This window comes from Paraeggerthella hominis, assembly GCF_021044775.1.
Classification (GTDB): domain Bacteria; phylum Actinomycetota; class Coriobacteriia; order Coriobacteriales; family Eggerthellaceae; genus Paraeggerthella; species Paraeggerthella hominis.
The window spans coordinates 303,295-316,657 of record NZ_JAJNOQ010000003.1 but is presented as its reverse complement, the minus strand read 5'-3'; the positions used below and the strand labels follow the sequence as shown (position 1 = coordinate 316,657).

Annotated in this window: 11 protein-coding genes; 1 reads left to right on the top strand and 10 read right to left on the bottom strand. The window is 64.1% G+C overall.

The window, feature by feature from the left end; translation table 11 throughout:
- Positions 1 to 397: 397 nt before the first annotated feature.
- The 4 genes from tsf to LQE90_RS05185 all read right to left on the bottom strand — a co-directional run bounded on the left by tsf (position 398) and on the right by LQE90_RS05185 (position 4,796).
- Positions 398 to 1,264 (bottom strand): translation elongation factor Ts, encoded by an 867-nt coding sequence (gene tsf, locus LQE90_RS05200; protein ID WP_114567874.1) that lies wholly within the window; start codon positions 1,262 to 1,264, stop codon positions 398 to 400.
- Between the two features lie 100 nt (positions 1,265 to 1,364).
- A complete protein-coding gene (gene rpsB / locus LQE90_RS05195; protein WP_114567893.1) occupies positions 1,365 to 2,144 on the bottom strand; it encodes a 30S ribosomal protein S2 in 780 nt (259 codons plus the stop codon).
- A gap of 250 nt (positions 2,145 to 2,394) precedes the next feature.
- The gene (locus LQE90_RS05190) at positions 2,395 to 4,476 is read right to left on the bottom strand and encodes a heavy metal translocating P-type ATPase (RefSeq protein WP_216529788.1); all 2,082 of its coding nucleotides are present in this window, start codon (positions 4,474 to 4,476) and stop codon (positions 2,395 to 2,397) included.
- A 5-nt stretch (positions 4,477 to 4,481) separates the two neighbouring features.
- Positions 4,482 to 4,796 (bottom strand): DUF6110 family protein, encoded by a 315-nt coding sequence (locus LQE90_RS05185; protein ID WP_231088213.1) that lies wholly within the window; start codon positions 4,794 to 4,796, stop codon positions 4,482 to 4,484.
- A 353-nt stretch (positions 4,797 to 5,149) separates the two neighbouring features.
- On the opposite strand from LQE90_RS05185, the gene yihA reads away from it, so the two are divergent.
- Complete coding sequence (gene yihA, locus LQE90_RS05180) at positions 5,150 to 5,731, top strand: ribosome biogenesis GTP-binding protein YihA/YsxC (RefSeq protein ID WP_114567872.1); 582 nt, start codon at positions 5,150 to 5,152, stop codon at positions 5,729 to 5,731.
- A gap of 89 nt (positions 5,732 to 5,820) precedes the next feature.
- Here yihA and LQE90_RS05175 read toward each other — a convergent pair whose 3' ends face one another.
- From LQE90_RS05175 to fsa, 6 genes are all read right to left on the bottom strand, one after another.
- Positions 5,821 to 6,945 carry a coiled-coil domain-containing protein gene (locus LQE90_RS05175; protein WP_216529787.1) on the bottom strand — a complete coding sequence of 375 codons (1,125 nt, stop codon included), beginning with the start codon at positions 6,943 to 6,945 and terminating at the stop codon, positions 5,821 to 5,823.
- Between the two features lie 144 nt (positions 6,946 to 7,089).
- Positions 7,090 to 7,566, bottom strand: a complete 477-nt coding sequence (rnhA, locus tag LQE90_RS05170; RefSeq protein WP_114567892.1) for a ribonuclease HI — start codon at positions 7,564 to 7,566, stop codon at positions 7,090 to 7,092.
- 77 nt (positions 7,567 to 7,643) lie between these two features.
- On the bottom strand, positions 7,644 to 9,671 hold the full coding sequence (locus tag LQE90_RS05165) for a methionine--tRNA ligase (RefSeq protein WP_216529786.1): 2,028 nt from the start codon (positions 9,669 to 9,671) through the stop codon (positions 7,644 to 7,646).
- Positions 9,652 to 10,734, bottom strand: a complete 1,083-nt coding sequence (sppA, locus tag LQE90_RS05160; protein ID WP_216529785.1) for a signal peptide peptidase SppA — start codon at positions 10,732 to 10,734, stop codon at positions 9,652 to 9,654. The genes LQE90_RS05165 and sppA overlap by 20 nt, the downstream gene beginning before the upstream one ends.
- Before the next feature lie 137 nt (positions 10,735 to 10,871).
- Positions 10,872 to 12,632, bottom strand: a complete 1,761-nt coding sequence (gene rho / locus LQE90_RS05155; protein WP_216529784.1) for a transcription termination factor Rho — start codon at positions 12,630 to 12,632, stop codon at positions 10,872 to 10,874.
- Positions 12,629 to 13,309 (bottom strand): fructose-6-phosphate aldolase, encoded by a 681-nt coding sequence (gene fsa / locus LQE90_RS05150; protein ID WP_114567867.1) that lies wholly within the window; start codon positions 13,307 to 13,309, stop codon positions 12,629 to 12,631. The genes rho and fsa overlap by 4 nt, the downstream gene beginning before the upstream one ends.
- Positions 13,310 to 13,363 lie beyond the last annotated feature (54 nt).

Genomic DNA, 13,363 nt, shown 5'->3' with positions numbered 1-13,363 from the left:
GCGCCCTCGGCTTGACTCGTCTATGGATGCGCGCCGTGAGACGGCGCGTTCAGTTCGCAATGCGTCCATTATAGAAAGTGAAGGCCCGCATAATGCGGCCCTTCACAACGAAAGCAGAACGGCATGGGGGGAATGTTGGTCGCGGTCGAATCGCACGCCCCTTCCCCAGCAAGCCAGGGCGACGGCATCGAAACACGAGTGGCATCCGGATGCATTGTCGATCCAAAAACACGTTTTTGGACGAAAAAACGTGTTTTTGGATCGACAATGACGGCGGCTGAGATGGTTTGGTGGACCCCCCATCGGATTTCACGCGAGAGCACATCTTTTCCGACGCACAAAAAAGACCCGAAGCCGAAGCTTCGGGTCCCAGCTTTACCGGTAAGGAAAAGAGGGTTTACGCCTCTTCGCCCAGGACGAAGCGCTTGAAGTCGACGACCTTGATCTCGCCGCCCAGGTTCTTCGCGACCTCGGCCGTGTACTCGGCAACGGTCTGATCCGGGTTCTTGACGAAGGCCTGCTCCGTAAGCGTGCTCTCCTTGAAGAACTTCTCCAGACGGCCGACGGCCATCTTCTCCTGGATGGCCTCGGGCTTGCCGGACTCGGCAGCCTGAGCCATGTAGATGGCCTTCTCATGCTCGACGATGGCCGGGTCGACGGAGTCGCGGTTCGCGGCAACGGGAGACGCAGCGGCAACCTGCATGGCAACGTCGCGGCCGTACGCCTTGAACTCAGCGGACGCGGGATCGACGCCCTCGACCTCGAACTGCACGAGCACGCCGATCTTGCCGCCGCCGTGGATGTAGGACGACACGGCGCCGCCCTGCTCCACCGCAAAGCGGGAGAGCTGGATGTTCTCGCCCAGCGTGTGGATGGCGTCGGTCACGACAGCCTCCACCGTCTCGCCCTCGGCGTCGGCGGCCTTGAGGGCCTCCATGTCGGCGGGGTTGGCGGCCAGCGCAGCCTTGGCGATCTTCTCGGCGTAGGCCTTGAACTTGTCGTTCATGCCCACGAAGTCGGTCTCGCAGTTCAGCTCGACAACGGCGCCAGCCTTGCCGTCCTCGGACACGAGCGCCATGACGGTGCCCTCGTTGGTGGCACGGCCGGCCTTCTTGGCAACAGCGGCCAGACCGCGGGTGCGCAGGACGTCGACAGCGGCGTCCAGGTTGCCGTCGGCCTCGACGAGCGCCTTCTTGCACTCCATCATGCCGGCGCCGGTCATCTCGCGGAGTTCCTTGACCATGGAAGCGGTAACAGCAGCCACGTTGTTCCTTTCTCTATGCGCCGCGCGCAAGCGCGGCCCTGGTCTGTCAAACGCCGCCGGTTTCGAAACCGGCGGCGCATTCGTTCATCTGAAAAGCAGGTTATTCGGCAGCGGGAGCAGCGGCCTCGGCCGGAGCCTCAACCTCTGCCGGAGCAGCCTCGGCCTCGGCCGGAGCGGCCATCTCGGCAACCGTCACAGGCGCGCCCACGCCGGCGATAACGGCATCGGCGATGAAGTCGGCCAGCAGGCGAACCGAGCGGATGGCGTCGTCGTTGGCGGGAATGCCGAAATCGACGTCGTCCGGATCGCAGTTCGTGTCGAGCGTGCCCACCACGGGGATGTCGAGACGACGGGACTCGTGGATGGCGATGGCCTCGCGGTTCGTGTCGATCACGAACACGGCGTCGGGCACGCGCTTCATGTTGCGGATACCGTTGAGGTTGGTCTGCAGCTTGGACAGCTCCTTGCGCAGCAGGATCTGCTCCTTCTTGGGCAGCATCGCCATGCGGCCGTCGGCCTCCATGGCCTCCAGCTCCTCCATGCGGGTCACGCGGGAGCGGATGGTGACGAAGTTGGTCAGCATGCCGCCAAGCCAGCGAGCGTTCACGTAGGGCATGCCGCACTTGTTGGCAGCATCAGCGACGGCTTCCTGAGCCTGCTTCTTCGTGCCGACGAACAGCACGGTGCCGCCCTTGCGAGCGATCTCGGACACGAAGGTGTACGCCTGGTCCAGGCCCACGAGCGTCTGCTTGAGGTCGAGGATGTAGATGTCCCCACGGCTGCCGAAGATGTACGGCTTCATCTTGGGGTTCCAGCGACGGGTCTGATGTCCGAAGTGTGCGCCTGCGTCGAGCAGCGACTTAATGCCGACTTTCGTCATGACTTTCTCCATTCGTTAGTCCTCTGCCTGCGGTCATCCCCGAATCCGCAGCCTTTTTCGGTTGGCCACTGGCGGATCAGGTCGCGCAAGCATGTGTAATTAGAAACCGTTGAATCTTACCACAGAGAAAATGAAATGCAAGCACTTCTCGAAGACCGCATACATGCACGTCCTTTCGCGAGAAGCGGTTGACGCTCGCGGCTGTCGAGCCGGCGTCCGACCGGCCGGCTCGACAGCCGCACGCATGCGGTCACGAGCGGTACGCGCCTGCGCTGCGCAAGCTGAGCGCCACCGTGGACGCGTTGTGCAGAAGCGACGACGCCTGCGGGGTCAGAACCCCGCCGATGCCCGCCGCGAGCAAGGCCGAGTTGACCAGCATGACCTCTCTGAAGGATGCATCCAGACGCTGCGTCAGACCCTTGCTCAAGCGACTCAGCTCCACGATAGCCCCCAAATCTCCTCCCGCAAGCGTGATGTCGGCGACCTCTTTGGCCACGGCGGTCCCCTGCCCCATGGCGATCCCCACATCGGCTGCGGAAAGCGCGGGCGCGTCGTTCACGCCGTCGCCCACCATGACCACGCGTCGTCCCTCGGCCTTGAGCCGTTCGACGAACGCATGCTTGTCCTCGGGCAGCAGGTTGGCCCGGTACTCGGTCACGCCCGCTTCCCGCGCGATGCGCGCCGCCGTGCGGTCCCCGTCGCCCGTCAGCATCACCACGCGGCGAAATCCCAGCGCCTTCAGATTGGCCACCGCCTGCGCCACGCCTTCCTTGAGCGGATCGTAGACGCCGATGACGCCCACCAGCTCGCCGTCGACCGCCAGGTACAGCGGCGTGAGCCCTTCGGTTTCGGAAGCGATCCTCGCGCGCTGGTCCTCCGACACGGCAACGCCTTCGTCGCCCATCACGAAATGCTCCGACCCGATGACCACGCGCTTGCCGCCCAACGACGAGGCTATTCCGTGCGCCACGATGTACTCCACCTCGGCATGGCGCTCGCGGTGCTTGAGGTTCTTCTGCGCCGCCGCGCGCGCCACGGCGCGCGCCACGGGATGCGGAAAGTGCTCCTCCAGGCATGCCGACAACCGCAGCACCTCGCGCCGGTTCCAGCCGTCAAGAGCCAAAACGCACGCCACCTCCGGCGTAGCCTCGGTCAAGGTTCCGGTTTTGTCGAACACGATCACATCGGCAGCGGCCATGGCCTCGAAGTGCTTCGCGCCCTTGACGGCGAAACCCACTTTCGCGCTCTGGCTCATGGCCGAAAGCACGGCGATCGAGCTGGTCAGCTTAAGCGCGCACGAGTAGTCCACCATGAGCGCAGCCGACGCCTTCGTCAAACTGCCCGTGACCAGGGCAACCCCCGCCGCCAGCAGGAAGTTCCACACAACGATGCCGTCGGCGAGACGCTCCATCCGAGACTGGGCCTGCGCCTTGTTCGCCTCGGACTGCTCGACCAGCGACACGATGGAGCGCAGCTTCGTTTCGGCAGCCTTCGCGCGAACCTGCACGACGATCTGGCCGTCCTCCACGGCGGTGCCGGCGAACACGTCGTCGCCCTCGGCGCGCTCGACGGCAAGGGGCTCTCCGGTAAGCGAGGCCTGGTTCACCATCGCAACGCCGCGCACCACGCGTCCGTCGACGCATACGGGCATGCCCGTGCGCACGACAACCAAATCCCCCGGCTCGAGATCGGACGCGCGCACCTGCACCTCTTGGTCGTCGCGAAGCAGCTGGGCGGTCTCGGGCAGATCGAGCAACGCGCTGACAAGGGCACCTTCCGAGCGCGAGCGCGTGTACTCTTCCAGCGTTTCGCCCACATCGAGCAAGAACATGGTCTGCCCGGCCGTCCGAGGATCGCGCTTGAGAAACGACGTCCCGATAGCAGCGGCGTCCAGCACCGCAACGTCAAGGCGCGAGCGCCCGAGCGAGCGCAGACCCGCCCCCAGGAAGCGCCGGTAACGCCACGCCGCCGCAACGGCGGCAAGCGGCCGGGGCACGAACCAGCGCCGCAAAACGTACAGGCCCGCAAGGCGCGCCAGGTCCATGAGAAGCGACTGGGAGCTCGGGGCGAGGTCAAGGCCGAAACCGGATCGAGCCTCGTCGATGCATTTCGCATCGATGGCGGACAGGCGCTCCAAAACCAGGTCCCGCGCTCCCTCGAGCGGGCGGTACGTCAAAGCGATGCTGCCGATGCGCGGATAGACCGACGCCTTCTCCACCGTTGGGATAGCCGCAAGCACCCGATACAGTGCGTCGAGGTCGGCGGAGGGAACCGGGCCGGCAAGCTTGACGCGCACGCGGCCCGGGAGTTCGTTCGCAATGGCGTACTGCATCGCGGCTACTTCTTTGATGCCTGAGCCGAATCCGCCTTGGACTTCGCCGGTTCGACCGCAGACGGCTCGTCGGCGGCAGCGGACGGCTCGTCAGCGAGCGATGTCTGCACGTTGATGTAGGAAGCCTGGGCCACGATGTCGTCGACTTCGGCCTTGGCCTGCTCGACGATGCCCTCGTAGGCGGCCTTCGCTTGCAGCCCCTTCGCAACGCCCTGCACGTAGCACTTCTTAGCCGTTGGACCCGTCAGGGCCTTCGCCCCCACCGCCCCCAGCAACACGCCCGCCCCGATCAGCCAGCCGCTCTTCTTCGGGAAGTCCATGCATGCCCCTTTCTTGCGCTCGCGCGCATCGTTCGCAACATCCTTTACAGTTGCTTAAAGTTAACTTTTCTAGCATAATGAGAGCTCCGGTAAAAGTCAATTAAAGCTAACTAATATGAATCGATCGTTGAAAGGAACCTCATGAAAAAGCATACGTTCTGGGCCTGGGCCGCCATAGCCTGCATGGCCATGGCCATGTACACGGGCAGGAAGCGCTCCTAGCGAAGCGACGTCAAGGAGAGCTTGGGGTTTTCCGCGCACGATGGGCGCAGTTCCGCTACCATGAACGCAACAACATCCGCACCCTCCCCTTGCGCAGGCAACGCGAGGGACGGAACCGCAAGGAGCCCAGCATGAACATCAACAACGTCGCGTTCGAGAAATCGTTCGGCACCTCGCTGCAGCTGCCGGCGTCCACGTTGCCCGAAATCGCATTCGCCGGCCGGTCCAACGTGGGCAAGTCGTCTTTGCTGAACAAGCTGTTCAATCGCAAAAGCCTGGCGAAAGTGTCGCAAACGCCGGGCAAGACGGCCACCATCAACTTCTTCTCGTGTGACGGCGTACGGTTCGTGGACCTGCCGGGCTACGGCTACGCCAAGGTGGCGAAATCCGAGAAGGGACGCTGGTCGGAGCTGATCGAAGGGTACTTCAACCAAGATCGCAACCTGGCGCTCGTGGTGTCGCTGGTGGACATCCGCCACCCCGCTTCAAGCCTGGATGAAAACATGATCGAGTTCTTGCAGGAGGCGGAACTTCCCTTCGCCGTGGTGCTGACGAAAGCCGACAAGCTATCCCGACAGCAGCAAATGAAGCAGAAGGCAGCCCTGAAAAAGCAGCTGAAGCTGCATGCCGACGTGCCTTTGGTGGTGTGCTCTTCCGAAAAGGGAACGGGCATCGACGAGCTGCGCACCGTCATCAAGAACGCCGCTCGCTAGGCTCTTCTCCGGATAAACCGCGAGGCGAGGAGACCGAAGGGCGCGTCAGCGCCTCCGGGTTCCCCGCCTCGTCGACAATGAACGATCGTTTACCAGGGTCGCACGATGATCATGCCGGGCTGCACGGGACCCTGCACCACGCCCACGCCGTACGTGGCCGCGTGGATCATCTGGCCGCCGCCGATGTAGATGCCGCAATGCCCGGCGTTCACGGCCACGTCGCCCGGCTGAGGATCGCTTACCTGGGGCCAGTTCATGAACGTGAGCGTGCTTCCCATGCGGCTGTAGCTGCCGCTCAGGCAAAACGACACGAAGCCCGAGCAGTCGTACGACGACGGACCTGCGCCGTAACTGGGATCGGTGTAGCCGTACGGCTTGCCAAGCTGGCTGTACGCGCGGCCCACCACCGAGCCCGCGATAGGCTCGTCGTAGTCGGGAGCAGGCGGGTTGACGCTGCCTCCGCCAGAGGATTCGCCGCCGTTGTTGCCGCCGTTGCCGTTATTGGAGCCCTGCTGCGCCTGATCGGCGGACGCGTCTACCGTGGCCTGGGCCTGCGCCTCGTAGGCCGCCACCTGCGCCGCGCGCTCCTGCTCGACGAGCGCCGCAGCTTCGGCGCTCAAGTTATCGTAGGTCGACTGCATGGCCGCCATGGTGGAAGCGGTTTCGTCTTTCGTGCGCAGAGCCTCGCTCGCCTTCTGCGCAGCTATGCGCTCCTGCTCGGCAAGCACGGCTTCCTGCTCCTGAACCTCGGCACGCAGATCCTTCGTCTGCTGCACCAGCTCGGCATCGCTTTCGTTGATGGAATTGAGCAGGTCCCAGTTGGTCGCGAAGGACCTGAACGACGTGGCCCCCAAAAGCAGGTCGAGCGCCGAGCTGCCGCCCGAACGATACATGCTGCGAGCGCGCGATCCCAAGCGATCCTGCAAATCGGCGATCTGAGCCGAAGCCTCGTCGATGCGAGCCTGCGCGTCATCGCGCTTCGCCTCGGCGTCCTTTTGAGCGGCCAGCGCGTCGTCGTACGCGTCCGCCGCCTTGCTGAGCTTTTCCTGCATGGAATTGAGCGAAGCCAAAGCCGCCTGAGCCTCCGCCTGCTTCTCGGCTGCGGAAGGATCTGCCAGGGCGATGCCCGGAACCATAAGGGATACGGCAAGCACCGTTGCCATGAATCCGACGAGCGCGCCCCTCGCGCGACCGCCCCGTGCTTTCTGCTGCATGTGGGTACCTCCACCTGCCATCCGAAAACGTGCATGCAATGCGAACCAGTGTAGCAAATCGAGCGCATGACGGCCGGGCGTTCGATCGATCGTTACAGAAAGGCCACAGCACGCACCATGCTGCGGCCGCCCGTCAATCCCGGCCTATCCCGTGAAACCCGTGTCGGCGATGCGCCCCGCCCCGTCGGCGGCCGCCGTGGCAAGCTGGTCGCACCGCTCGTTTTCCGCGTGCCCCGCATGCCCCTTGACCCACACGAACTCCACGCGATGCGGCTCCTTCGCCTTCAGCAGGCGCTGCCACAAGTCCACGTTTTTCACCGGCTCTTTCTTGGCGTTCTTCCAACCGCGCTTGAGCCAGCCGTCAACCCAGTGCTGGTTGAACGCGTTGGCAACGTACTGCGAATCGGTGTAGAGCGTGACCTCGCAGGGACTTTTAAGCGTCTCGAGCGCCACGATAGCGCCCAGAAGCTCCATGCGGTTGTTCGTGGTGCGCTCGTAACCTTGCGAGAGCTCCTTTTCGTGCGTGCGCCCGTTGCGATCCACGAACCGCAGCACGGCGCCGTAGCCGCCCGGCCCCGGATTCCCGCGCGCGGACCCGTCGGTAAATGCATCGACCTTCAACAAGAAACATCCTTTCAAACGGAGGGACTCGGCAAAGAAACGTTCCGCCGGTTCGAGGACCGGCGGAACATGGCGCGCTACTTGTACTGGGACGGATGCTTCTCGAAGAAGTCGAAGCGCGGAGGCAGCTCGCGGATGCGGTGGCGGCCTTCGGTGATCTCGCCAGCGCTGCACAGCTCGTCGAAGCTCTCGAAATCGTAGTTCCAGCTAAAGAAGTCGTCGAACTCGAAGCTCAGGTAGTCGCAGATCTTCTCGGCCCCTGCCGGCACCACGGGATGCATGAGCAGCGTGGCGACGCGCAGCAAGAAGAACGAGTCCACGAGCACCTGGCGGCGCATCGCGTCGTCGCCGCCCTTCTCGACCGCGCGGATTCCGTCGGACCAGTACTTGTTCGCCCAGCGAATGAACTCGTCCATGATCGACATGATGGTATGCAGCTCGACGCGATGCATGGTGGCGTCGTAGACGCGCAGCACCTCGTTCACCTTGTCCAGCACGGCCGGCGACACGGCGCCGAGCGGCAGATAGCCTTCGAAGTTCTTCTGAGCTTCGTAGAAGCAGCTGCGGGCAAGGCGGTTGAACACGTTGGTCAGAAGCGCGCCTTCCTTGAGCACGGGGTCCGCCACGCGCGAATCGGCCAGCTCCTCTTCCGTGGCCAGGTACGGCTTCGGCTTGAAGCCGACCGACTTCTGGTCAAGGCCGAGCGCCAGGAAATGCGCGCGCAGCTGCTCGACGGTGTAGTGCTCGAGCAGCGCATCGGCGGTAGGCGGCTTGACCGCGCCCGACGACGATGCCTTCTTGTCGCCGAACAGGATATGGTAGTTGGCCACGAGGTTCGTCTGGCGAATGGGATGGTCGGTCTCGCCCGGCGCCAAGATGTCACCGGGACGCAGCGCCTCGATGAGCGCCGGCTGGGCAACGCCGTAGAAGTACAGGTTGTCCTGCCCGATGAACTGGTAAACCTCGGAATCCTCCGAGCACCACCAATCGCGCCAGCTGCCCCTGGGCAAGCCCATCTGGTCGTTCACGGCCATGGTGAACGACATGGGAGCCCACAGGCTTTCGGGCCAGCACCACACGGTCAAGCCTTCCAAACCTTCGATGACCGGGGCCTTGACCCCCCATTCGATATTGCCCGTGATGCGGAACGGCACCAAGGTCTTGCCCGTGCGGAAGCGGATTCCCGCGCGCGTCAAGACTTCGCGCGCCGTATCGCGCGCTTCGATGTCGGCGAACTCGATCTCGAAGCTCTGCTTTCCCTTTTCGGGTTCGCGCAGCTCGTGTGCGGGAAGATCGCTCGCGATCTGCTCGTACGCCGCGCGCTCGTCGTTCTTGATGTAGACCACGGGCGGAACCAGGAACTCCTTGATGGTTTTCGGCACAATGGCGCGCACCTCGGGATCGGCCTCGAGGCGAGCCACGTGGTCGCGAAGGAAGCCGCCGAACGCGGGCAGGTCGAAGTACCAGTTTTCCACCGGCCGCATTTCGGGCGTGGTTCCCGTCAACGACGATTTCGGCGCGATCAGGTCCTCGGGCGCGTAGCTGTGCCCCAGGTCGCATTCGTCGGCGTAGCCGTGCTCGGACTTGCAGCCTTGCACGGGGCAACGGCCCACCACCTGGCGCCCGTTCAGGAACGTGCCGGCTTCCGCATCGTAGAACTGCAGCGTGGCGCGTTTGCGAAGATGGCCGTTCTCGTGCAGCTTCTCGATGAACTTCTCGCTGATCAGCTGATGCACGCACTTCGCGTAGCCCAGCCCCGACCCCTCGTAGATGGAAAGGCTGACGTTGTAGGAATCGAGCGTTGCCTTCTGCGCCTCGTGGTTCTTGCGAACGTACTCCTCGATGGTGCCGTCGAACTCCCCGGCCTCCACCAGCTTGCGGTAGCCCTCGTTGATGGGAGAGCCGAAGCAGTCCGTTCCGCTGATGAAGCGGACGTTGGCGGCGCCGATGCGATCGCGCAGGAAGCGGGCGAACGCGTCGGCCGGGACGAACACGCCCGCGATGTGGCCGAAGTGCAGCGGCTTGTTGCCGTACGGCATGCCGGCCGTGACGACGGCCCTCTTCGGCCAGGAGGGACGCTCGATGTTACTGGGCGATGTTGCCATCGTTCTCAAACTCCTTCAAAGCGGCGGCAAGGTCGCCGGCGGACAGGCTCTTGCTTTCGGACATAAGGTCGAGCAGGCTCGACAGGGTGCTCTTCGTCGTTTTCAGTTCAACCGCGGAATAGCGCGAGACGCCGGCCAGCTCGGCCGCCTTCGCCAGCGCGTCCTCCTTGGTGCCGATTTCGTCGGCCAGCCCGTTCTCCACGGCGTCCATGCCGGTGAACGTCATGCCGGTGGCCAGCGCACGCACGTCGCTTTCGCTCATGCCGCGGCCCTCGGCAACGGTCTGGACGAACGTTTCGTTGATGCGCTCGACCATGTTCTGGTAGTAAGCGCGCTCCTCTTCGGAAAGCGGGCGCGTGCCGTAGCTGGAATCCTTGCTTTCAGACGACGTGATGTTGTCCACGTTGATGCCCAGCTTCTCCAGCAGCCCCGAAAGGTCGGTCACCTGCAGCGCCGTGCCGATGGCGCCGATGGCCGTGGTCTTGGCCGTGAAGATGTAGTCGGCCTGGCTGGAAATCTCGTAGGCCGCGCTCGCGTTCACGGAAGCGCTCGACACCACCACGGGCTTGCCGGTATCTTCCGAGAACTTCTTGACGTACGCCGCCATCTCCTCGCCGGCAGTAGCCGTGCCGCCGCCGGAGTTCACGCGCAGCACGACCGCCTTGATGTAGGTGTTCTGCGCAGCGCGATCGAGCTGGGCCTTCAACCCTTCGGGCGACGAGGTGGTGCCGTCGTACTGGATGGTACCGTCGATGTCGATGACCCCCACCGCATCCGAGGTCAGGAAGTCAGCCTCGGACATTGAGGTTTCGCCGAGAGACCCGACGGCTCCAAGCGAGCCCATGGACGACGACATGATGGACGTGCACGACCACATGCTCATGGCTATGAGCACGAAAACGAGCACGACGGCGACGAGCGCCACGATCCATCCGCGTTTCTTGGGCTGCGGCTGCGGCGCGTAAGGCTGCGGCGCATAGCCGCCGGCAGGCTGCGGGGACGGCTGAGGCGCAGCAGGCTGCTGCCACACCTGCTGCTGCCAATTGTTGTTTTCCTGGGACATGGGCCCTCCTGGTACGAATTGCAGGGTCGATCAAGCGAAAGCATCACGGAACCGCGCCCAAGGGACGCGGTTCCTCATCATGCGCTCATTATAGAACGGCGAAGCTTCGCTTCGGTAGCGAACGCATGACAACTCGCTTAGAACTCCACCGTGCCGTCGGCCTTGGTATGCTGCGCCTTCTTGGCGGTGCGAACCAAGAACTCCTGGTTGGTTTCGGTCTGCTTGAGCGACTTGATGAGCATGTCCATGGCGCGCTCGGTGCTGTTCGTGTTGGCCAGGATGCGGCGAACGGCCCAGATGAGCGGCGCCTCCTGCGGATCGAGCAGCAGGTCTTCCTTGCGCGTGCCCGACGCCACCGGATCGATGGCCGGGAAGATGCGGCGATCGGCCAGATTGCGGTCAAGCTTGAGCTCCATGTTGCCCGTGCCCTTGAATTCCTCGAAGATGACCTCGTCCATCTTCGAGCCCGTGTCCACCAAGGCCGACGCCAGGATGGTCAGGCTTCCGCCGTGCTCGATGTTGCGCGCGGCGCCCAGGAAGCGCTTGGGCGGATAGAGCGCCGTCGAGTCCACGCCGCCGGACAGGATGCGGCCCGACGCCGGCTGCGCCAGGTTGTAGGCGCGCGCCAGACGCGTGAGCGAGTCCAGCAGCACGACGACGTCCTTGCCGCATTCCACCAGGCGCTTCGCGCGCTCGATGACCAGCTCGGACACGGCGATGTGGTTTTCGGTGGGCATGTCGAAGGTCGAGGAGATGACCTCGCCCTTGATGGAGCGCTCCATGTCGGTGACTTCTTCGGGGCGTTCGTCCACCAGCAGGCACATGAGGTGCACTTCGGGGTTGTTCGCGCTGATGGCCGCCGCGATGTCTTTGAGGATGGTGGTCTTGCCCGCCTTCGGGGGGCTGACGATCAGGCCGCGCTGACCCTTGCCGATGGGGCTGACCAGGTCGATGACGCGCGCCGTGACGGTGTTCTTGCCGTGCTCCATGCTGAGGCACTCGTCCGGATAAACCGGCGTGAGGTCGCCGAAGCGCACGCGGCTGCCCAGCTCTTCGATGGGCGTGCCGTTGACGGACGTGACCTTCTGGATGGCCGCGTACTTCTCGTTCTCGCGCGCGGGGCGCGTCTGGCCGCTTACCAGATCGCCTTTGCGCAGGCCGTTGCGGCGAATGGTGGACAATCCCACGTAGCAGTCCGACTCGCTAGGAAGGTAGCCCTGGGTGCGCAGGAAGCCGTAGCCGTCGGCCAGGATGTCCAGGATGCCGGACACCTCGATGAAGCCCTCGGCCTTGACGCTTGCCTCGAACACGGCTTCGACCAGCTCGGCCTTCTTGAGGCCCGTCACGTCGATCTGCAGCTCCGCTGCCTTTTCGCGCAGCTCGGCAACCTTGAGCTTGTTCAGATCGTCGCGCGACACGCTGGGCTGCATTTCACGACCGCCCTGATTGCTGTGAGGACGGCGCTGGCGGCGGAAGTTCTGGTTGCCGCCGTTCTGCTGCCCGCCTTGCTTCTGGCGATTGTTGTTGTTCTGCCGCTGGCGGTTGTTCTGGTTGGAGCCGCCCTTGTTGCTTTGGCTTTGCCCTTGGTTCGGGCGCCTGTTCGTCGAGCCGGAAGGCTGCGAAGCCGCGTCCTTGCCGTTCGCCCTCGTCGACTTGCGAGGCGTCTTGCTTGCCTGAGCGGGACGCTCGGACGCGGACGAATCGGCCTTGTCGCTTTGGGCCGCCGGAGCTTCCTTGCCGGGCTTTTCGCCCGCATCCGCCTTCGCGGGCTCCGCCGACTTCTCCGCCTTGCTGGCCGCGGACTTCGTCCTCACGCTTGTGGAACGGCGGCGACGCGGAGTGGGAGCGGAGGGCGCCTCGGGTGCGCCCTCCGCAGTCGATGCTTCGTTTTCGCTCATGCGTTCTGCACTTTCTCCCAGTCCTTCATGAAGGAATCCAGGCCGCGATCGGTCAGCGGGTGCTGAACCATCTTCTTGAGCACGCCGAACGGAACGGTGGCGATGTCGGCGCCCATGAGGGCCGCCTGCGTCACGTGGTTCGCGCTGCGGATGGAAGCGGCGATGATCTCCACCTGCTCGTGGTTGACCGTGTTGTCGGAGTAATCGTAGTTGCCGATAGCCGCAACAACCTTGCTCAGCTGGTCCAGGCCGTCGTCGGAGATGTCGTCGAAGCGACCTACGAACGGGCTGATGTAGCGAGCGCCGGCGCGCGCGGCCAGGATGGCCTGGGGCACGCTGAAGCACAGCGTCATGTTGACGGGAATGCCCTCGTCGGCCAACGTGCGCGTGGCGGCCAGGCCCTCGACCATGGTGGGAACCTTCACGACCACGTTCGGGGCGATGGCGGCCAGCTCGCGGCCGTCGCGCACGATCTCGTCGCGCGTCATGGCTACGCTCTCGGCGGAAACCGGTCCGTCCACGATGTCGCAGATGCGCTTGATGTGGTTGTGGAAATCGGACAGCTTGCCGCCCGTGCGCGCGTACAGCGTGGGGTTCGTGGTCACGCCTGCGAGCGCTCCCCAACTAGCCGCTTCCTCGATTTCGGTCAGGTCAGCGGTGTCCAGAAAAAACTTCACCCAGTCCTCCTTATGTTGTGACGTATCAGTGTGAAACGCGCGCGAAGGCGCGCA